Raw genomic sequence first — 19,141 nt, forward strand, 5'->3', positions numbered from 1 at the left:
GGCATGCGGGGGATCCTTCGCTACCCGGTCCGGCGCATGGAGCGCGCCGGCCTGCACACCGGGCTCAGATGGAAGCTCAGCGCGGCGATCGCGCTGGTGGCCGGGCTGGTCGCGATCGCGCTGAGCCTGGTCGTGCACAACGCGGCCATGGTCTCGATGCTGGACAACGCACGGGACCTCGCCACCCAGCGCGTCCAGTACGCGCAGCGCAACTACGAGCTGAGCCAGCGGCCGAACTTCCCCAACATCAAGGTCGACGACCCCGAGCTGCCGCTGTCCATGCGCGAGAAGGTGGAGCGCGGCAGGAAGGCCAGCGACGTCATCGTCCACGGCGGGGTGCCGGACATCTGGGCGGCCATGCCGGCCAAGGACGGGCATGTGCTGTCCCTGCACACCCATATGCCGGACCGCTCCACCGATGTGATGAAGGACCTCGACCAGGCGCTGGTCATCGGCTCCATCGCGGTCGTGTTCGGCGGCAGCGCGCTCGGCGTGCTGATCGGCGGGCAGCTGTCGGGGCGGCTGCGCAAGGCGGCCGCGGCCGCGAACCAGGTCGCCAGGGGCGAGACCGATGTCCGGGTGCGGGAGGCCATCGGCGGGGTCGTACGGGACGAGACCGACGATCTGGCGCGCGCGGTGGACGCCATGGCGGACGCGCTGCAGCAGCGTCTGGAGGCCGAGCGGCGGGTCACCGCCGATATCGCGCACGAGTTGCGCACCCCCGTGACGGGCCTGCTCACGGCCGCCGAACTGCTGCCCCCCGGCCGTCCCACGGAACTGGTCCTCGACCGGGCGAAGGCGATGCGCACGCTCGTCGAGGACGTCCTGGAGGTGGCCCGGCTGGACGGCGCCTCGGAGCGGGCGGAGCTGCAGGACATCATGCTGGGCGAGTTCGTCGCCCGGCGCGTGGCCGCCAAGGACCCGGAGATCGAGGTGCGGGTGGTGCACGAGTCGGAGGTCACCACCGACCCGCGCCGCCTGGAGCGAGTCCTGTTCAACCTGCTCGCCAACGCCGCCCGGCACGGCAGGCCGCCGATCGAGGTGACCGTCGAGGGCCGGGTCATCCGGGTCCGCGACCACGGTCCCGGTTTCCCCGAGGAACTGCTCGCCGAGGGGCCGAGCCGCTTCCGCACGGGCAGCAAGGACCGCGCCGGTACGGGCCACGGACTGGGCCTGACCATCGCGGCAGGCCAGGCCCGCGTTCTGGGCGCCCGCCTCACCTTCCGCAACGTACGGGCCGCGGGCACCCCGGCCGACATCCCGGCGGAGGGCGCGGTGGCGGTGCTGTGGCTGCCGGAGCACGCCCCGACGGCCACGGGCAGCTATTCGACGCTGCCCTTGCCGGGAGGCGCAGGCTGAAGCGCCCCCAAGAGGGGCAGTCTCGACGGCGCTCAGCGAAGCAATGACTCGGTCAGCCGCTTCGCTGGCCCCCGGTCCAACGGCCCGCTGTCCGCCGCGGCGGACTGCCCTTCGTCACCGTAGGCAGGGCCGGCCCCGGGGCGCTTCTCCGATCTTGCGGTGCTGAATCCGCCGGCCCAGAGCATGGCGTAGCAGCCGGGTATGAGGGAGGCGCCGCGCCCCACGTGCCGCGCGCGGTACTCGCTCGGGGTGAGCCCGGTGCGGGCCTTGAAGCGGGCGGAGAACGTGCCGAGGCTGCTGAAGCCGACCAGTGTGCAGATCTCGGTCACGGTGAGGTTGGCGCAACGCAGCATCTCCTCGGCCCGCTCGATCCGGCGGTGCAGATACTGGCCCGGCGTCTCGCCGTAGACCTCCTTGAAGGCGCGCAGGAAGTGATACCGCGAGTACCCGGCGCAGGATGCCGCGGCGTCCAGATCGAGGCCGGGGTCCGCCCAGTCCCGGTCCATGGCGTCCTTGGCCAGACGCATACGGCGCAGCTTGTCCATGGGGTCGATGGTGGCATGTGGGACTGACAGTCGAGTTTCGGCCCATGACGCCCGCAACCATCAATGGGGGAACCACGCCGTCGATCCGCCACGTCCGCGAGAGCGGCGCCGGTCCAGGCGCAAAAGGGGAAGACCCCCGGGGCGGACACCGACCGGGGGTCTTCGGATCAGATGCGGCTCAGACGGCCTCGGCGACCTGCACGAGGGCCACGTCCTCGCCGCTCTCCGCCGAAGGCTTCCCGCCCTTGAGCGGGACCTCCTTCACGAACAGCGCCGCGATCAGCACGATCACCGCAATCACCGCGCCCAGCAGGAACGCCGAGTGCGTACCGGCGGACACGGCGTGCTGGTACGCGTCCTTGACCGGGGCCGGCAGCATCTTCAGGTGCTTGGCGTCCAGTTGCGCCGACTTCTCGGTGACGCCCCTGCCCAGCGCGCCGGCCCGCTCGGCCATCACGTGCTTGACCCGGTCGTTGAACAGCGCGCCCATGATGGCCACGCCGAAGGAGGAGCCGAGCGTACGGAACAGGGTGGTGGACGAGGACGCGACACCCATGTCCTTCATCTCCACGCTGTTCTGCGCCACCAGCATGGTGATCTGCATCAGGCAGCCCATGCCCAGACCCAGTACGGCCATGTAGATGCCGGAGGTCAGCCGGGTCGTGCCCGTGTCCATCACGGACAGCAGATACAGCCCGACGATCATCAGCGCGCCGCCGACGATCGGGAAGATCTTGTAGCGGCCGCTGTTGGTGGTGACCCGGCCCGCGACCATCGAGGTCACGAGCATCGCGCCGAGCATCGGCAGGAGCAGCAGACCGGAGTTGGTGGCGGAGGCACCCTGCACCGCCTGCTGGTAGAGCGGCAGGTAGAGCGTGGCGCCGAACATCACGAAGCCGGTGACGAAGCCGATGACGGACATCAGGGTGAAGTTGCGGCTGCGGAACATGTGCAGCGGTACGACCGGCTCGGCGGCCTTGGTCTGCCACCAGACGAACCCGATCAGCGCGACGACGCCGATGCTGGTCAGCTCCATGATCCGCGCGGAGGTCCAGGCGTACTCGGTGCCGCCCCAGGTGGTGACCAGCACGATCGAGGTGATGCCGACGGTCAGCAGCGCGACACCCTGGTAGTCGATGCGCGCCCGCGCCCGCTTCTTGGGCAAGTGCAGCACGGCGCTGACCAGGGCCAGGGCCACGGCGCCGAGCGGCAGGTTGATGTAGAAGGACCAGCGCCAGCCCCAGTTGTCGGTGATGGTGCCGCCGACCAGCGGGCCGCCGATCATCGCCAGCGCCATGACGCCGGCCATCATGCCGGTGTACTTGCCGCGCTCCCGCGGCGGGATCAGATCGCCGATGATCGCCATGACGCCGACCATCAGACCGCCGGCGCCCAGGCCCTGGACGGCCCGGAAGCCGATGAGCTCGCCCATGTTCTGGGCCATGCCGCTGAGCGCCGAGCCGATCAGGAAGATCACGATCGAGGTGAGGAACGAGCCCTTGCGCCCGTACATGTCACCGAGCTTGCCCCAGATCGGGGTGGAGGCCGCGGTGGCCAGGGTGTAGCCGGTGACCACCCAGGACAGGTGCTCCAGGCCACCGAGGTCGCCCACGATCGTCGGCATCGCCGTACCGACGATCATGTTGTCGAGCATCGCGAGCATCATCGCGATCATGAGCGCGAGCAGGACCACCCGCACGCTCTTGGGCTGTTTGCCCTCCGGTTTGCCTTCCATGACGCTTTCGACCGTGTCCGCCATCTCTTCCCAATCCCCCTGCGGCGGCCACTTACTTGCCGCCCGGCTAGTTCACTACACTGGGGAAAGTAGACCTGTCACTAGCCGGGCGTCAAGTAAGTTTCCGCGGTAGCGCGAGGAGTACGAGGATGGGCGTCACCATGGACGGCACCAAGCAGCAGCGCCGCGGCAACACCCGCCAGCGCATCCAGGACGTCGCGCTCGAACTCTTCGCGGAGCAGGGCTACGAGAAGACCTCCCTGCGCGAGATCGCCGAGCGTCTCGACGTGACGAAGGCGGCCTTGTACTACCACTTCAAGACGAAGGAAGAGATCATCGTCAGCCTCTTCGAGGATCTGACGAAACCGATCGAGGACCTGATCGAGTGGGGCCGCAGCCAGCCGCACACCCTGGAGACCAAGCAGGAGGTCGTACGGCGCTACAGCCGCGTGCTGGCCGACGCCGAACCGCTCTTCCGCTTCATGCACGACAACCAGGGCACGGTCCGGGACCTGCGCATCGGCGACAGCTTCAAGGACCGGATGCGCGATCTGCGGGACATCCTCATCGACCCGAAGGCCGAGCTCGTCGACCAGGTGCGCTCGGTCAGCGCGATGTTCACCCTGCACGCGGGGATGTTCCTGATGCAGGACCTCGAAGGCGACTTCGAGAAGAAGCGCACGGCGGTTCTCGAAGTCGCCCTGGACCTGATCGGCCAGGCGCACGAACACGCCCGGCAGCAGGACTGACTCAGACAAGGACCTGGGTGCCCAAACACCCCATTCACCCCAGAATTCACCTTCTGCGGTGCACGGTAGTAATGGGGCCTTTTTACCTGGCTTCGAGTTCCGTTTAACCGGCGGACGGATTCCACTATCAGCCCTCGTAAGGGATATGTCGCCCGTGTCGCATATCACCGGCGATCTCAACCGGCGATCACGGAAATGTGACGCACGCCTCTGGTCACCTACCGTTCAGTAACCCTACGGTTCCCCTCGCGCCACCCTCACTACAGATCATGCACCTGCCATTTCCGGCACGCGTACGGACGTGAGAGGACCCCCACCGATGACCAGTCGCCCCTGGGCGCGCCGTATATCCGCAACCGCCGTCTCCGTGGCCGCCCTGGCCACTATGGCCGCCCCGGCCCACGCGGCGGACGCCACGGCGACCGCAAGCAGCTCCACCGCCAAGGTCGACTACGCCACCTGGCAGAAGGACTGCCAGGCCGTGATGGACCAGGCCCTGCCGTACCTGAAGGAGCGGATCGCCGACGCCGAGCCGGGCGAGAAGCAGGCGATCGTCTTCGACATCGACAACACCACGCTGGAGACCGACTTCGGCTTCAGCTACCCGCAGCCGGCCAACAAGCCCGTCCTGAACGTCGCCAAGTACGCCCAGGAGCACGGCGTCTCGCTGTTCTTCGTCACGGCCCGCCCGGGCATCATCTACCTGCCCACCGAGTACAACCTCGAATACGACGGCTACGACGTCTCCGGCCTCTACGTCCGCGGCCTGTTCGACCTGTTCAAGGATGTCGCCGCCTACAAGACCGCCCAGCGCGTCGACATCGAGAACAAGGGCTACACGATCATCGCGAACATCGGCAACAGCGCCACCGACCTTTCCGGCGGCCATGCCGAGAAGACCTTCAAACTGCCGGACTACAACGGGCAGTTGTCGTAATCCACGGCTTACGCAGGCATGGCCAAGGGGCCGGTGCTGTGCAGCACCGGCCCCTTTCGTCGCCCACTGGGCCGGAGGCTTACGCCTCCTTGCTCAGGTTCGGACCGGCACCGCCGGCCGCCTGCTCGATCGGCGGGACGTCGGGCAGCGCCGACTTCTCCTCACCGCGGAAGGTGAAGGTCTGGGACTCGCCCTCGCCCTCGGTGTCCACGACCACGATGTGACCGGGACGCAGCTCGCCGAAGAGGATCTTCTCCGAGAGCGTGTCCTCGACCTCGCGCTGGATCGTGCGGCGCAGCGGACGCGCGCCCAGCACCGGGTCGTAACCCTTCTTGGCCAGCAGCTCCTTGGCGGACTGGGAGAGCTCGATGCCCATGTCCCGGTCCTTCAGGCGCTCGTCCACCTTGCTGATCATCAGGTCGACGATCCGCAGGATGTCCGACTGGGTCAGCTGCGGGAAGACGACCACGTCGTCGACGCGGTTGAGGAACTCGGGGCGGAAGTGCTGCTTGAGCTCGTCCGACACCTTGTTCTTCATGCGCTCGTAGTTGGTCTTCGTGTCGCCCGCGGCGGCGAAGCCGAGGTTGAAGCCCTTGGAGATGTCCCGGGTGCCGAGGTTGGTCGTCATGATGATGACCGTGTTCTTGAAGTCCACGACCCGGCCCTGGGAGTCGGTCAGACGACCGTCCTCCAGGATCTGCAGCAGCGAGTTGAAGATGTCCGGGTGGGCCTTCTCGACCTCGTCGAAGAGGACGACCGAGAACGGCTTGCGGCGCACCTTCTCCGTCAGCTGACCGCCCTCTTCGTAGCCCACGTAGCCGGGGGGCGAACCGAAGAGACGCGAGACCGTGTGCTTCTCGCTGAACTCCGACATGTCGAGGGAGATCAGCGCGTCCTCGTCACCGAAGAGGAACTCGGCGAGCGCCTTGGACAGTTCGGTCTTACCGACACCGGACGGGCCGGCGAAGATGAACGAACCACCCGGACGCTTGGGGTCCTTCAGACCGGCACGCGTACGACGGATCGCCTTCGACAGCGCCTTGACGGCGTCGTTCTGGCCGATGACCCGCTTGTGGAGCTCGTCCTCCATGCGGAGCAGACGGGAGGACTCCTCCTCCGTGAGCTTGAACACCGGGATGCCCGTCGCCGTGGCGAGGACCTCGGCGATCAGCTCACCGTCGACCTCGGCGACGACGTCCATGTCGCCGGCCTTCCACTCCTTCTCCCGCTTGGCCTTGGCGGCCAGGAGCTGCTTCTCCTTGTCGCGCAGGGAGGCGGCCTTCTCGAAGTCCTGCGAGTCGATCGCGGACTCCTTGTCCCGGCGGACGGCGGCGATCTTCTCGTCGAACTCGCGCAGGTCCGGCGGAGCGGTCATCCGGCGGATGCGCATCCGGGAACCGGCCTCGTCGATCAGGTCGATCGCCTTGTCCGGCAGGAAGCGGTCGGAGATGTACCGGTCGGCCAGGGTGGCCGCCTGGACCAGGGCCTCGTCGGTGATGGAGACGCGGTGGTGCGCCTCGTACCGGTCGCGGAGGCCCTTGAGGATCTCGATCGTGTGCGGCAGGGACGGCTCGGCGACCTGGATGGGCTGGAAGCGGCGCTCCAGGGCCGCGTCCTTCTCCAGGTGCTTGCGGTACTCGTCCAGCGTGGTCGCACCGATGGTCTGGAGCTCACCGCGGGCCAGCATCGGCTTCAGGATGGAAGCCGCGTCGATGGCGCCCTCGGCGGCACCCGCACCGACCAGCGTGTGCAGCTCGTCGATGAACAGGATGATGTCGCCGCGGGTGCGGATCTCCTTGAGCACCTTCTTCAGGCGCTCCTCGAAGTCACCGCGGTAGCGGGAGCCGGCGACCAGGGCGCCGAGGTCCAGGGTGTAGAGGTGCTTGTCCTTCAGCGTCTCGGGCACCTCGCCCTTGACGATGGCCTGGGCGAGTCCCTCGACGACGGCGGTCTTGCCGACGCCGGGCTCACCGATCAGCACCGGGTTGTTCTTGGTACGGCGGGACAGCACCTGCATGACCCGCTCGATCTCCTTCTCGCGCCCGATGACCGGGTCGAGCTTGGACTCACGAGCGGCCTGGGTGAGGTTCCGGCCGAACTGGTCCAGGACGAGGGAGGTCGAGGGGGTGCCCTCGGCCGGGCCGCCGGCGGCGGCGGTCTCCTTGCCCTGGTAGCCGGAGAGCAGCTGGATGACCTGCTGCCGCACCCGGTTGAGATCAGCGCCCAGCTTGACCAGGACCTGGGCGGCGACGCCCTCGCCCTCACGGATCAGGCCGAGCAGGATGTGCTCCGTGCCGATGTAGTTGTGGCCCAGCTGAAGAGCCTCACGGAGCGACAGCTCCAGGACCTTCTTGGCACGGGGGGTGAAGGGGATGTGGCCGGACGGGGCCTGCTGGCCCTGACCGATGATCTCCTCCACCTGCTGGCGGACCGCCTCAAGCGAAATGCCGAGGCTCTCCAGGGCCTTAGCGGCGACACCTTCGCCCTCGTGGATGAGACCCAGGAGGATGTGCTCGGTGCCGATGTAGTTGTGGTTGAGCATCCGGGCTTCTTCCTGAGCCAGGACGACAACCCGCCGCGCGCGGTCGGTGAACCTCTCGAACATCGTTAATCGCTCCTCAGAGCGGTCAGGCAGTGGGGGGAACTTCCCCTCCCTGTCCTTCCGCAGCTTAGTCCCGCAAGCGGGGACCGCTCATTCCAACTGCCGACACCGTCGATGGCCTCCTGACCCCGCTAACGCCGACATCTGCTCCAACCCGATGGTGCGAGACGATGTTCCCGCAGGCCAGGCAGTTACCCCCATCGCCAGTACGCCGATGGCGAACGTGAGACGGCCCGACCTGCGTGTCGCCCCCTCCCACTAGGCATGTCTTACCCGCTGGGACTGACACTCCATGCGGCGCGCACCGGTTCCCTCCGCTATGGGCGAACAACCTTGCGCCTCCCCGCGCCCCCGCGCGCCCCCTCTTTCGGCACTGCGCGCAATTGATCTGCCACTCAGCGTAACCTGCGACCCATTTCGGCGGTTGCACTTGGCATGGTTGGCTCGGTCCCCACGGCCTCAACAGTCCCCCTTCCCCGTCGCCCGCTGGATCCGGACGTAGCGGACGCCAGTGATCTTCCGCACGGCCCGGACATCCGGATCCGGCACTGGTACGAGAACGATCTGGGCTGGGCGACAGTGCCCGGACGGCCGCTGAGGCTGCTCACCGGGGTGCGGTTCGACGTCCTGGACGTGCCGGCCGAGGCGGGCGCGGGGGCGCTCCGGCATCTCGCGCCGGGCTCTCCGGTGGCCCTTCGGGGCGACCGGATGCAGCTGCTGGTGGCCGTGGGCAGCGCCGAGGAGCTGCCGGGACTGCTGGACTGGCTGGAGTGGAGCGCCGTGGCCCTCGACCTGCGGGTCCTGGGGGCGGGCGACGCGATGGAGGCACCGGTCCCGCCGGTGACCGGGTCCGAGGGGGCCGGGTGGACCGGGTCCGTGCAGGGGGCCGCCCTATGGCTGCGGCCCCCTGGGCCTGGAGGCGAGGTCGAGGCCTCGCTGCCGGCGCTGCCGGCCATGGGGCGCGAAGAGGGCGCCCCCGATCTCGTACGACTGCTGGACACGGTGGCAGCACAGTGTCACCGGGTCCGGCTGTGGCGCCCGCGCGCGGGACTGCCGACCGCCTGCTGGCGGGATCAGCCGTTGGCCTTCTCGTAGGCCTCGCGAATGGACGCGGGAACGCGACCGCGGTCGTTGACCTCGTAACCGTTCTCCTTCGCCCAGGCGCGGATCGCCGCGGTGTCCTGGTTGCCACCGGAAGCGGCACGCGCCTTTCCGCGTCCGCCCGACGCACGGCCACCGGTACGACGACCGCCCTTGACATAGGGGTCGAGAAGGCCGCGCAGCTTGTCCGCATTGGCGGTCGTGAGATCGATCTCGTACGTCTTGCCGTCCAACGCGAACGTCACCGTCTCGTCCGCCTCGCCGCCGTCGAGGTCGTCGACAAGAAGGACCTGAACCTTCTGTGCCACCGGATTTCCTTTCATCGATAACGTTGAGGGCCAGGGGTGTGCGGCGTCCGCCGTTTCGCCGCCCCTGTTATATGCAGTACTGCAGTACGTCGGAAAGCAAACCGCTTTTGCCGGAAAAACACAAACCCCTGGGAGAGGACCGGTAGAGGACCGACGGACCGCCTCCGTCCGGAAACATACGCGTTTCGGACATAGGGCACCGGGGCAATGACGATCACAGATGCAGAAGCATCCGGCTGTTGCCCAAGGTGTTCGGTTTCACTCGTTCGAGACCCAGGAACTCCGCGACGCCCTCGTCATAGGAACGCAAGAGCTCCGCGTACACATCGGTGTCGACCGGCGTCTCCCCGATCTCCACGAAGCCGTGCTTCCCGAAGAAGTCCACTTCGAAGGTCAGGCAGAAAACCCGGCGAACGCCGAGCCAGCGTGCGGTCTGCAGCAACTTCTCCAGCAACTGATGGCCGACGCCGGCGCCCTTGAGGCCGGGCTTCACCGCGAGAGTGCGGACTTCCGCGAGGTCCTCCCACATGACGTGGAGCGCGCCGCAGCCGACCACCTCGGCGTTGTCGTCGCGTTCCGCGACCCAGAACTCCTGGATGTCCTCGTAAAGCGTGACGGTGGCTTTGTCGAGCAGGATGCGGTCGCGGACGTAGGCGTCGAGGAGGTGGCGTACGGCCGGCACATCACTGGTCCGGGCGCGGCGGACCGTGAGGGCTTTTGCGGAGACTTCAGGGCGCTCTGCTGACATGAGCGGACGCTATCGCCCGTCCGCGTCCGGTGCCGCGCCGGGGTTCTCCTCTTCTTGCCCGGCTTCCCGTTGCCGCGGTTCCGGGGCCTCCGGGGTTTCCGGTCCCTGGACGATGCGTACGGCGTCCCGGAGGGCCTGGCGCTGTTCCTCGCTCATCATCCCGAAGAAGGCGACGAGAGCCGCTGCCGGGTTGTCGCTCTGCGACCAGGCGTCGTTCATGAGGGCGGCGGCGTACGCGGCTCGCGTCGAGACGGCCTCATATCGATAGGCCCGGCCTTCCGCCTCGCGGCGCACCCAGCCCTTCTGATGGAGATTGTCCAAAACGGTCATCACGGTGGTGTACGCGATGGAGCGTTCCTGCTGGATGTCTTCCAGGACTTCTCGAACGGTCACCGGGCGGTTCCACTTCCACACCCGCGTCATGACCGCGTCTTCGAGTTCTCCCAATGGGCGAGGCACAACTCAGAACAATAGTGGGAGATCCCGGCATCGGCGTGCCGGACGTGCACTAAGACCATGAATGCGAACAAAAAGGGCGCACGGCTCGAAGTCGCGGAGCCGGGGCCCGGCGGGCGGACTCAGGCGTCACCGGCGGCGGAGGTCTTGCGCACACCCTCCGCACGCGCGAGGGCGGCGTCGACGGCCGCGTCCTCCTTGGCCTTGGCGGCCCCGCCCTGGGTCTTCACGATCACCCTGACCACACCGATGAAGAACACGGCCATGACGACCGGGGGCACGAGCGCGGAGACGTAGTCCATGCCCACCAGAGTAGCCACGCGCCGACCCCCGGAAGCTACGGGGTACGGATGGCGCTCATGGCCCACGGGTCACCCGCCAGGACCTGGTGACCGCCGACGGCGCTCGTGCCCCCGAGAGATGACGGGTCCGTCCGAAGGCAGAGGCCGGGTCGCTCAGCCGGCGGCCAGTTGGCGGGTTTCGGTCGGGCTCGCCGGCGGCGCCGGCTTGCGGCGCGGGAAGACCTCCCCCGGCGTCGGAATGGGCCGCTTCGGCGCCGCCGGCTCCGCGCCGGGCCGCTCCCCAGGCGTCGGCGCGGGTTTCGGCACGGGCTTCTGAGGAGGCCTCTGAGCCGGCTTCTGCGGCTCTCCGGCACCCTCCCGGGCCTGGGACACCCCGGACGTTCCTCCGCCGCCCGGAAGGGCCAGCAGGCGGGCACGGGAGGGCGGTACGGCGGGCGCCGGCACCCTGCGCGCACCCTGCGCGAACCGGGCCCGTACGTCCTGCTCGGCCAGCGCCTGGCAACGGTCCAGCAGCGCGGCCGCCGCCGGGTTCCCGCGCAGCGCCCGGAGCGCGGCGAGATCGTCCGGCGTCGGCAGGTGCCCGGCGCCCAGCGCCTCTTCCAGGAGGGTCAGGTAGCCGGCGGCGGCACCCGGCAGCGCCGCCCGGTACCGGCCGAGGTCGGCCACCAGGAAAGCGCGCTGTCTCGCCCCCTCGTGCAGCGCCTCGTCGAGCGACTCGGCGAGCCGGAAGCAGTCCTGGACGTCCTCGGCGGACGCTTGGCAGGGGTGAAGGGCGAGGGCGAGGGCGCGGCGGAGCACACGCAGCTCCTCCACGCCGAACGCCATGCCGCCGCGGGATCCGTATGGCGTGGGCATGCGGCGACGCTACCGCTAATCGGACAAAAGTGACGAATAGGGATGATCTTTGCGCCGCGTGTCGCTCCCGGTTTCCCTCGACCGGGGCTATGGCACACGCGCGTGGAGCGAGATGACCGGCGCCCCGCACAGGCGCCGGTCACGTCACGGGCCGGTCAGCTCACAGCCGTGACACGTTCCGCTCGTACACCAGCCGCAGCCCGATCAGCGTCAGCCACGGCTGGTGCTCGTCGATCACCGAGGACTCCCCCAGCACCATCGGCGCGAGCCCGCCCGTGGCGATGACCCGCACGTCGTCCGGGTCGTCGGCGAGCTCCCGCGCCATCCGGCCGACAACCCCGTCGACCTGGCCCGCGAAGCCGTACACGATGCCGGACTGCATGGCCTCGACCGTGTTCTTGCCGATCACACTGCGGGGCCTGGCCACCTCGATCTTGCGCAGCTGGGCGCCCTTGACGCCGAGCGCCTCCACGGAGATCTCGATGCCGGGCGCGATGACCCCGCCGACGTACTCCCCGCGCGCGGAGACCGCGTCGAACGTCGTCGCCGTACCGAAGTCCACGACGATCGCCGGGCCGCCGTACAGCTCGACGGCCGCGACCGCGTTGATGATCCGGTCCGCGCCGACCTCCTTGGGGTTGTCGGTGAGGATCGGCACGCCCGTCTTCACGCCCGGCTCGACCAGCACGGCGGGAACGTCGCCGTAGTAGCGCCGGGTGACCTCGCGCAGCTCGTGCAGCACCGACGGGACGGTCGCGCAGATCGCGATGCCGTCGATGCCGTCGCCCAGCTCCTCGCCGAGCAGCGGATGCATGCCCATCAGGCCCTGCAGCAGCACCGCCAGCTCGTCCGCCGTACGGCGCGCGTCCGTGGAGATGCGCCAGTGCTCGACGATGTCCTCGCCGTCGAACAGGCCGAGGACGGTGTGCGTGTTGCCGACGTCGATCGTGAGGAGCATCGCGGTTACTCCGCCTCGCGCAGGTCGAGGCCGATGTCCAGGATCGGCGCGGAGTGGGTGAGCGCGCCGACGGCCAGGAAGTCCACACCCGTGTCGGCGTACACGCGCGCGATGTCGAGCGTGAGCCGGCCGGAGGCCTCCAGCAGGGCCCGGCCGCGGACGATTCCGACGGCCTCCGCGCACTCGTCGGGCGTGAAGTTGTCCAGCAGGATCAGGTCCGCGCCCGCCTCGACGACCTCGCGCAGCTGGTGCAGGGTGTCCACCTCGACCTCGATCGGCACCTCCGGGAAGGCCTCCCGTACGGACTTGAAGGCCTGCGCGACGCCGCCTGCGGCGACCACGTGGTTGTCCTTCACCAGGGCCGCGTCGGACAGCGACATGCGGTGGTTGACGCCGCCGCCGCAGCGGACGGCGAACTTCTCCAGCGAGCGCAGGCCCGGGGTCGTCTTGCGGGTGTCGCGGACCTTGGTCTTGGTGCCCTCCAGCACGTCCGCCCACGCGCGCGTGGCCGTCGCGATGCCGGACAGCCGGCACAGGATGTTCAGCGCGCTGCGCTCGGCCGTCAGCAGGTCACGCGTGCGCGTGGTGACCGACAGCAGCTTCTGCCCGGCCTCGACGCGGTCGCCGTCCTCGACGTGCCGCTCGACCTCGAACTCGTCCGTGCAGACCACGGACAGCACGGCCTCGGCGACCCTGAGGCCCGCCACGACGCCTGCCTCGCGCGCGGTGAAGTCGCCGGTGGCGGTGGCGTCCTCGGGGATGGTCGAGACGGTCGTCACGTCCACACCGCCGTCCAGGTCCTCCTGGATGGCGACGTTGGCGATGTCCTCGACCTCGATCGGGTCGAGCCCGGCGGCGGCCAGCAGCTCGGCGAGCGCGGGGTCGAGCCCGCTCTCCAGGTACTCCTCGTCGCCCTCGGCGCCGCAGGCGCAGCCGTCGCCGCAGCCGCCGGTCGGGGCGAGGGGAAGGTCGTCGGTGCTCACGTCTGTCACTGCTCCTGAGGCGCTGGGTGTTACCGGGTAGGGGGGAAGTCTGCGGTGTCGGTGGTGTGCACGGCCAGCGACCGGTCGGGGTTCAGCCGTACGACGATGTGCCGACGCCAGAGGGTGTCGTCGCGCTCGGCGCGGTCCTCGCGCCAGTGGCAGCCACGGGTCTCCTCGCGCAGCCGCGCGGCGGCGACCAGGACGCGGGCGACGCACAGGAGGTTGGTGGCCTCCCAGGTGTCGACGCCGGGCTCGGCGGTCTTGCCGTTCTCCTCAAGAGCGTCGCGGGCCTCCGTGTGCAGCCGCTGCAGCTGTTCGGCGGCCTTGGCGAGGGACTCCTCGGAGCGCAGCACGCCGGCGCCCTCGGTCATGATCCGCTGGATGGCGAACCGGGTCTCGGGGGCGAACAGCGGGTGCGCAGGCGTCTCGGGGTGCTCGACCGGTACGGGCACGCGCGCGTGGAGGCCGTTCTCCGCGCGGGCCGCCGCGATGTCGGCGGCGATCCGCTCGGCGTAGACGAGGCCTTCGAGGAGGCTGTTGGAGGCGAGCCGGTTGGCGCCGTGCACGCCGGTGCAGGCGACCTCGCCGCACGCGTACAGGCCGGGCACGGTCGTCCGGCCCCGGGCGTCGGTGCGCACGCCTCCGGAGGCGTAGTGGGCGGCCGGGGCGATCGGGATGGGCTCGGTGAGCGGGTCGATGCCGTTGGCGCGGCAGGCGGCCAGGATGGTCGGGAAACGGTGTTCCCACATCTCGGCGCCGAAGTGGCGGGCGTCGAGGTACATGTGCTCGGCGCCCTGCTCCAGCATCCGCCGCAGGATGCCCTTGGCGACGATGTCCCGGGGCGCCAGCTCGGCCAGCTCGTGCTGCCCCACCATGAAGCGCACCCCGTCGGCGTCGACCAGGTGGGCGCCTTCGCCGCGCACCGCCTCGGAGACCAGCGGCTGCTGGCCCTCGGCGTCCGGGCCGAGGAACAGCACGGTCGGGTGGAACTGCACGAACTCCAGGTCGCTGACCTCGGCGCCCGCGCGCAGCGCCAGCGCCACGCCGTCGCCGGTCGACACCGACGGGTTGGTGGTCGCGGAGAACACCTGACCCATGCCGCCGGTCGCGAGCACCACCGCGGGCGCGTGCACGGCGCCCACGCCGTCGTGCTGGCCCTCGCCCATCACGTGCAGGGTGACGCCCGCCGTACGGCCGTCGGCATCGGTCAGCAGGTCCAGCACGAGCGCGTTCTCGATGGTGTGCAGCCCCCGCGCGCGTACGGCCTCGACGAGCGCCCGGGACACCTCCGCGCCGGTGGCGTCGCCGCCCGCGTGCGCGATCCGGCGCCGGTGGTGGCCGCCCTCGCGGGTGAGGGCCAGTCCTCCTTCGGAGGACTCGTCGAAGATGGCGCCGGTGTCGATGAGCCGCCGTACCGCGTCGGGGCCTTCGGTGACGAGGATCCGTACGGCCTCCTCGTCGCACAGGCCCGCGCCGGCCACCAGGGTGTCGTCCAGGTGCTGCTCGGGCGTGTCGCCCTCGCCGAGGGCGGCGGCGATGCCGCCCTGCGCCCAGCGCGTGGAGCCGTCGTCCAGGCGGGCCTTGGTGACGACGACCGTCGTCAGGCCCGCGGCCTCGCAGCGCAGGGCCGCGGTCAGGCCTGCCACGCCGGAGCCGACGACGACCACGTCCGCGGAGATGGCCCAGCCGGGGGCGGGCGCGTGCAGTCGTATGCCGGTGCTGGTGCCTGTGCTGGTCACGAGGCGGCTCCAAAGGTCAAGGGAAGGTTGTCGATCAGCCGGGTCGTGCCGACCCGGGCGGCGACGGCGAGGACGGCCTCGCCGGTGAAGTCGTCGCCGATCTCGGTGAAGTCGGACGGGTCGACGAGCGCCAGGTAGTCCAGTTCGAGCGGCGGGACGAGCCGGACGGCCTCGTCCAGCACCTGGCGGGCGGCCGCGCGGACGGCCGCCGGACCGCCGGGGGACGCCGTGGCGACCGCGTGCGCGTCGGCGGCCGCGCGGGACTCCCCGAGGGCGCTCAGCGCCTCGGCACGCGCGTGCGTGGAGGGCACTTCGCGGGCACGCGCGCGCAGCGCCTCCTGCGCGGCGTGCCGGTCACGGCCCGCGAACAGCGCGCGGGACAGCGCGAGCGCGGTACGGCGGTCGTCCGGCGAGAGGTAGCGGTTGCGGCTGGACAGGGCGAGCCCGTCCTCCTCGCGCACGGTCGGTACGGCGACGATGTCGATGCCGAAGTTCAGGTCCCGCACCATGCGCCGGATCAGGGCCAGCTGCTGGGCGTCCTTCTGGCCGTAGAGGGCCACGTCGGGACGGGTGAGGTGGAGCAGCTTGGCGACGACGGTGAGCATGCCGTCGAAGTGGCCGGGCCGCGAGGCGCCCTCCAGGCGTTCGCCCATGGGGCCGGCGGTGATCCGCACCTGCGGGTCGCCGCCGGGGTAGACCTCGTCCACGGAGGGCGCGAACACCGCGTCCGCACCGGCCTGGTCGGCGATCTTCAGGTCGGCGTCGAGGGTGCGCGGGTAGCGGTCCAGGTCCTCGCCCGCGCCGAACTGCAGCGGGTTGACGAAGACGGTGACGACGACCTCGCCGTCCGGTCCCGCGATCTCGCGCGCGGCGCGGATCAGCGTGGCGTGGCCGTCGTGCAGGGCACCCATGGTCATCACGACGGCGCGACGGCCGCGGCGCACGCGCGCGTGGAGTTCGTCGGCGGTGCTCAGCAGGGCGGTGGTCATCGGTCGTTCCCCTCGGTGCCGTGAGTGCCGTTCGTGCCACCGCCGTTGCTGCCGTCGGCGCTCGTTCCGCCGGCGCCGTCGGCCAGCACGCCGAGCAGGTCCTCGGCGAGTTCGGGCTTCAGCAGGCCGTGCGCGAGCGCCCGGTCCGCGGTCGCGCGGGCCATCGCGACATAGCCCGCGACGGTCTGCGGGGCGTGCCTGCGCAGCTCGGTGATGTGGGCGGCGACCGTACCGGCGTCGCCGCGCGCGACGGGCCCGGTGAGCGCCGCGTCGCCGGAGCGCAGGGCGTTGTCCAGGGCGGCGCCGAGCAGCGGGCCGAGCATCCGGTCGGGCGCCTCGACGCCCGCGGTGCGCAGCAGTTCCATGGACTGGGCGACCAGGGTCACCAGGTGGTTGGCGCCGAGGGCGAGGGCCGCGTGGTAGAGCGGGCGGTTCTGCTCGCTGATCCACTCGGGCTCGCCGCCCATCTCGATGACGAGGGCCTGGGCGGCCAGCCGCAGCTCCTCGGGGGCGGTGACGCCGAAGGAGCAGCCGGCCAGGCGCTGCACGTCCACCGGAGTGCCCGTGAAGGTCATCGCGGGGTGCAGGGCCATCGGCAGCGCGCCCGCGCGCAGGGCCGGGTCGAGGACCCGCGCGCCGTACCGGCCGGAGGTGTGCACGAGCAGCTGGCCGGGCCGTACCGCACCGGTCTCGGCGAGACCGGTGACCAGGCCGGGCAGGACATCGTCGGGGACCGTGAGCAGCACCAGGTCGGCGCGCTCGAGGACCTCGGCGGGCGGCACCAGCGGCACGTCCGGGAGCATGGTCTCGGCGCGCCGCCGGGAGGCGTCGGAGACGCCCGAGACGGCCACCGGGCGATGCCCGGCGAGCTGGAGGGACGCGGCGAGCGCGGGACCCACGCGCCCGGCGCCCACGACGCCGACGGTGAGCCGCGCGGGGCGGTCCTTGAGGTCTTGCTGGTGGACTGTACTCACGCGACGGCGGCCTTCCCGTTCCAGTCCGCTCTGGGTACCGGACGATTTCTCGTCATGTTAACGCTATCTCGGTCCGGAGCCGATTGGTTGTCCACAGGCTGTGGGTTACGCCACGTGTACGCGGCGCAGTCGCGTGTCCACCGGCGCTCCGGCCCCACCGGACGCCCGCGGGCGCCACCACCCGTGCGTGCGCCTGAAATCCGGCTGCCCGAACGGCCGCCGCAGGGCATGATCCGCACATGACTGGTACGGCCGAGACGGGCGACGAGCAGCAGACGGAGCAGTCCGAACGGGAACGGATGCGGGAGCGGCGCCGGGCCGCCTTCGCGAGGGCGGAGCGGGTGCTGTGGCGCCCGGGCTTCCAGCGCACGATCCGGGAGCGGCTGGCAGCTCTCCTGGAAACGGCACCCGAGGTGTACGACCTGGACCGGAACACGGACATCTACGGCAACGGGATCGTGGCGGACCTGGAGGAACGGGTCGCGGCCCTGCTCGGCACGGAGGCCGCCGCGTTCTTCCCGACCGGCACGATGGCCCAGCAGGTGGCGCTGCGCTGCTGGGCGGGCCGCACCGGCGACCGAGCGGTCGCCCTGCACGCCCTGGCCCACCCGGAGGTGCACGAACGGCATGCGTTCAGCCAGGTCAGCGGGTTGCGTCCGGTGCACGTGACCAGCGAGCCCCGGCTGCCCACCGCCGCCGAGATACGCGACTTCGACGAGCCCTTCGGGGCGTTGATGCTGGAACTGCCCCTCCGGGACGCCGGTTTCGTGCTGCCCACCTGGGAGCAGCTCACCGAGGTCGTCGAGGCCGCGCGGGAGCGCGACGCGGTGGTGCACTTCGACGGCGCGCGCCTGTGGGAGTGCACGGTCCGCTTCGGCCGGCCCCTTGAGGAGATCGCGGGCCTGGCGGACAGCGTCTACGTGTCGTTCTACAAGTCTCTCGACGGCTTCGGCGGCGCCGCGCTGGCGGGACCGAAGACGCTGGTGGCGGAGGCGAAGACATGGCGGCACCGGTACGGCGGCATGGTCTTCCAGCAGTTCCCCACCGCGTTGTCGGCGCTCGCCGGCCTGGAGCGCGAGTTGCCCCGGCTGCCTGACTATGTGCGGCACGCGCGCGTGGTCGCCGCCGCGCTGAGGGAGGGCTTCGCCGCGGCAGGGGTCCCGTGGGTGCGCGTGCACCCCGAGGAGCCGCACACCCACGACTTCCAGGTCTGGCTGCCGTACGACTCGGACGTCCTCATGGAGGCGGCGGTGCGCCAGGCCGAGGAGACGGGGACGTTCCTCTTCGCCAACCCGTGGGACCGCAGCGCGCCGGGGTTGTCCTTCACCGAGGTCGCCGTACGTTCGCCGGGCCTCGAATGGACGGCGGACGACGTACGGGCGGCCGTCGCCGACTTCGTGACCCGTCTGCCCACGGTGTGATCACACGACGCGCGGGTGCAGCCGGCGGCGCAGGGCGCCATGCACGCGCCACACCGAGGGCGTCCTGCGCTGACGCACCGCGCGCCGCAGCGGGCGTCCGCCGTGGCCGCGAGGCAGCCGGAAGGGGGTCCGGTTCTCAGCCGTGGCCGCGAGGCAGCCGGAAAGGCCGTCCCGGCCGTGACCGCGGAGGCAGTCGGCTGAGCCGGGTCTCGTACCGCCGGGGCCGCTGCCACAGCGCGCCCCAGCCGTGACCGCCGAGGCGGCCCGCAGGGCCGGGTGTCAGCCGTGGCCGCGAGGCAGCCGGAAGGGGGTCCGGTTCTCAGCCGTGGCCGCGAGGCAGCCGGAAAGGCCGTCCCGGCCGTGACCGCGGAGGCAGTCGG

The 19,141-nt window shown here is 70.5% G+C and carries 18 protein-coding genes; 5 read left to right on the plus strand and 13 right to left on the minus strand.

What is annotated here, in order from left to right:
• Positions 1-3 precede the first annotated feature (3 nt).
• Entirely contained in the window at positions 4-1,359 is a 1,356-nt protein-coding gene (gene cseC / locus ACZ5NH_RS41670; RefSeq protein ID WP_388636272.1) for a two-component system sensor histidine kinase CseC, read from the plus strand.
• Between the two features lie 32 nt (positions 1,360-1,391).
• Here cseC and ACZ5NH_RS41675 read toward each other — a convergent pair whose 3' ends face one another.
• Together ACZ5NH_RS41675 and ACZ5NH_RS41680 are read right to left on the minus strand one after the other, a co-directional pair.
• Positions 1,392-1,904: a helix-turn-helix transcriptional regulator gene (locus ACZ5NH_RS41675; RefSeq protein WP_468783213.1), complete on the minus strand. Its 513-nt coding sequence runs from the start codon at positions 1,902-1,904 to the stop codon at positions 1,392-1,394.
• A gap of 178 nt (positions 1,905-2,082) precedes the next feature.
• Positions 2,083-3,663 (minus strand): MDR family MFS transporter, encoded by a 1,581-nt coding sequence (locus ACZ5NH_RS41680; RefSeq protein WP_468783215.1) that lies wholly within the window; start codon positions 3,661-3,663, stop codon positions 2,083-2,085.
• 125 nt (positions 3,664-3,788) lie between these two features.
• On the opposite strand from ACZ5NH_RS41680, the gene ACZ5NH_RS41685 reads away from it, so the two are divergent.
• Together ACZ5NH_RS41685 and ACZ5NH_RS41690 are read left to right on the plus strand one after the other, a co-directional pair.
• A complete protein-coding gene (locus tag ACZ5NH_RS41685; RefSeq protein ID WP_450986635.1) occupies positions 3,789-4,388 on the plus strand; it encodes a TetR/AcrR family transcriptional regulator in 600 nt (199 codons plus the stop codon).
• A 319-nt stretch (positions 4,389-4,707) separates the two neighbouring features.
• A complete protein-coding gene (locus tag ACZ5NH_RS41690) occupies positions 4,708-5,325 on the plus strand; it encodes an HAD family acid phosphatase (RefSeq protein ID WP_468783217.1) in 618 nt (205 codons plus the stop codon).
• Positions 5,326-5,404: 79 nt separating this feature from the next.
• Here the strand turns inward: ACZ5NH_RS41690 and ACZ5NH_RS41695 are convergent, their stop codons facing one another.
• Positions 5,405-7,930: an ATP-dependent Clp protease ATP-binding subunit gene (locus tag ACZ5NH_RS41695; protein WP_351550636.1), complete on the minus strand. Its 2,526-nt coding sequence runs from the start codon at positions 7,928-7,930 to the stop codon at positions 5,405-5,407.
• Between the two features lie 432 nt (positions 7,931-8,362).
• Here ACZ5NH_RS41695 and ACZ5NH_RS41700 point away from each other — a divergent pair, with 432 nt between their 5' ends.
• Positions 8,363-9,022: an SCO3374 family protein gene (locus tag ACZ5NH_RS41700; RefSeq protein WP_468783219.1), complete on the plus strand. Its 660-nt coding sequence runs from the start codon at positions 8,363-8,365 to the stop codon at positions 9,020-9,022.
• Here ACZ5NH_RS41700 and ACZ5NH_RS41705 read toward each other — a convergent pair.
• The 10 genes from ACZ5NH_RS41705 to ACZ5NH_RS41750 form a co-directional block, all read right to left on the minus strand.
• On the minus strand, positions 9,001-9,336 hold the full coding sequence (locus ACZ5NH_RS41705; RefSeq protein WP_030751806.1) for a histone-like nucleoid-structuring protein Lsr2: 336 nt from the start codon (positions 9,334-9,336) through the stop codon (positions 9,001-9,003). The two genes, ACZ5NH_RS41700 and ACZ5NH_RS41705, sit on opposite strands and share 22 nt — an antisense overlap.
• A gap of 214 nt (positions 9,337-9,550) precedes the next feature.
• A complete protein-coding gene (locus tag ACZ5NH_RS41710; RefSeq protein WP_451554249.1) occupies positions 9,551-10,084 on the minus strand; it encodes an amino-acid N-acetyltransferase in 534 nt (177 codons plus the stop codon).
• A 9-nt stretch (positions 10,085-10,093) separates the two neighbouring features.
• Positions 10,094-10,507, minus strand: coding sequence for a BlaI/MecI/CopY family transcriptional regulator (locus ACZ5NH_RS41715; protein WP_468783221.1), 414 nt, complete (start codon positions 10,505-10,507; stop codon positions 10,094-10,096).
• 155 nt (positions 10,508-10,662) lie between these two features.
• Positions 10,663-10,842 carry a hypothetical protein gene (locus ACZ5NH_RS41720; protein ID WP_388636309.1) on the minus strand — a complete coding sequence of 60 codons (180 nt, stop codon included), beginning with the start codon at positions 10,840-10,842 and terminating at the stop codon, positions 10,663-10,665.
• A 153-nt stretch (positions 10,843-10,995) separates the two neighbouring features.
• The gene (locus tag ACZ5NH_RS41725; protein WP_468783243.1) at positions 10,996-11,667 is read right to left on the minus strand and encodes a hypothetical protein; all 672 of its coding nucleotides are present in this window, start codon (positions 11,665-11,667) and stop codon (positions 10,996-10,998) included.
• 190 nt (positions 11,668-11,857) lie between these two features.
• The gene (locus tag ACZ5NH_RS41730; RefSeq protein WP_153540962.1) at positions 11,858-12,655 is read right to left on the minus strand and encodes a type III pantothenate kinase; all 798 of its coding nucleotides are present in this window, start codon (positions 12,653-12,655) and stop codon (positions 11,858-11,860) included.
• A gap of 5 nt (positions 12,656-12,660) precedes the next feature.
• On the minus strand, positions 12,661-13,638 hold the full coding sequence (gene nadC, locus ACZ5NH_RS41735) for a carboxylating nicotinate-nucleotide diphosphorylase (RefSeq protein ID WP_388636254.1): 978 nt from the start codon (positions 13,636-13,638) through the stop codon (positions 12,661-12,663).
• A 29-nt stretch (positions 13,639-13,667) separates the two neighbouring features.
• A complete protein-coding gene (locus tag ACZ5NH_RS41740; protein ID WP_468783224.1) occupies positions 13,668-15,377 on the minus strand; it encodes an L-aspartate oxidase in 1,710 nt (569 codons plus the stop codon).
• Positions 15,374-16,366, minus strand: coding sequence for a pantoate--beta-alanine ligase (gene panC / locus ACZ5NH_RS41745; RefSeq protein WP_468783226.1), 993 nt, complete (start codon positions 16,364-16,366; stop codon positions 15,374-15,376). The genes ACZ5NH_RS41740 and panC overlap by 4 nt, the downstream gene beginning before the upstream one ends.
• Positions 16,363-17,340, minus strand: coding sequence for a Rossmann-like and DUF2520 domain-containing protein (locus ACZ5NH_RS41750; RefSeq protein WP_388636248.1), 978 nt, complete (start codon positions 17,338-17,340; stop codon positions 16,363-16,365). The genes panC and ACZ5NH_RS41750 overlap by 4 nt, the downstream gene beginning before the upstream one ends.
• A 239-nt stretch (positions 17,341-17,579) precedes the next feature.
• Here ACZ5NH_RS41750 and ACZ5NH_RS41755 point away from each other — a divergent pair, with 239 nt between their 5' ends.
• The gene (locus ACZ5NH_RS41755; protein WP_468783228.1) at positions 17,580-18,761 is read left to right on the plus strand and encodes a threonine aldolase family protein; all 1,182 of its coding nucleotides are present in this window, start codon (positions 17,580-17,582) and stop codon (positions 18,759-18,761) included.
• Positions 18,762-19,141: the final 380 nt, after the last annotated feature.

This window comes from Streptomyces sp. NPDC031426 (assembly GCF_055581585.1).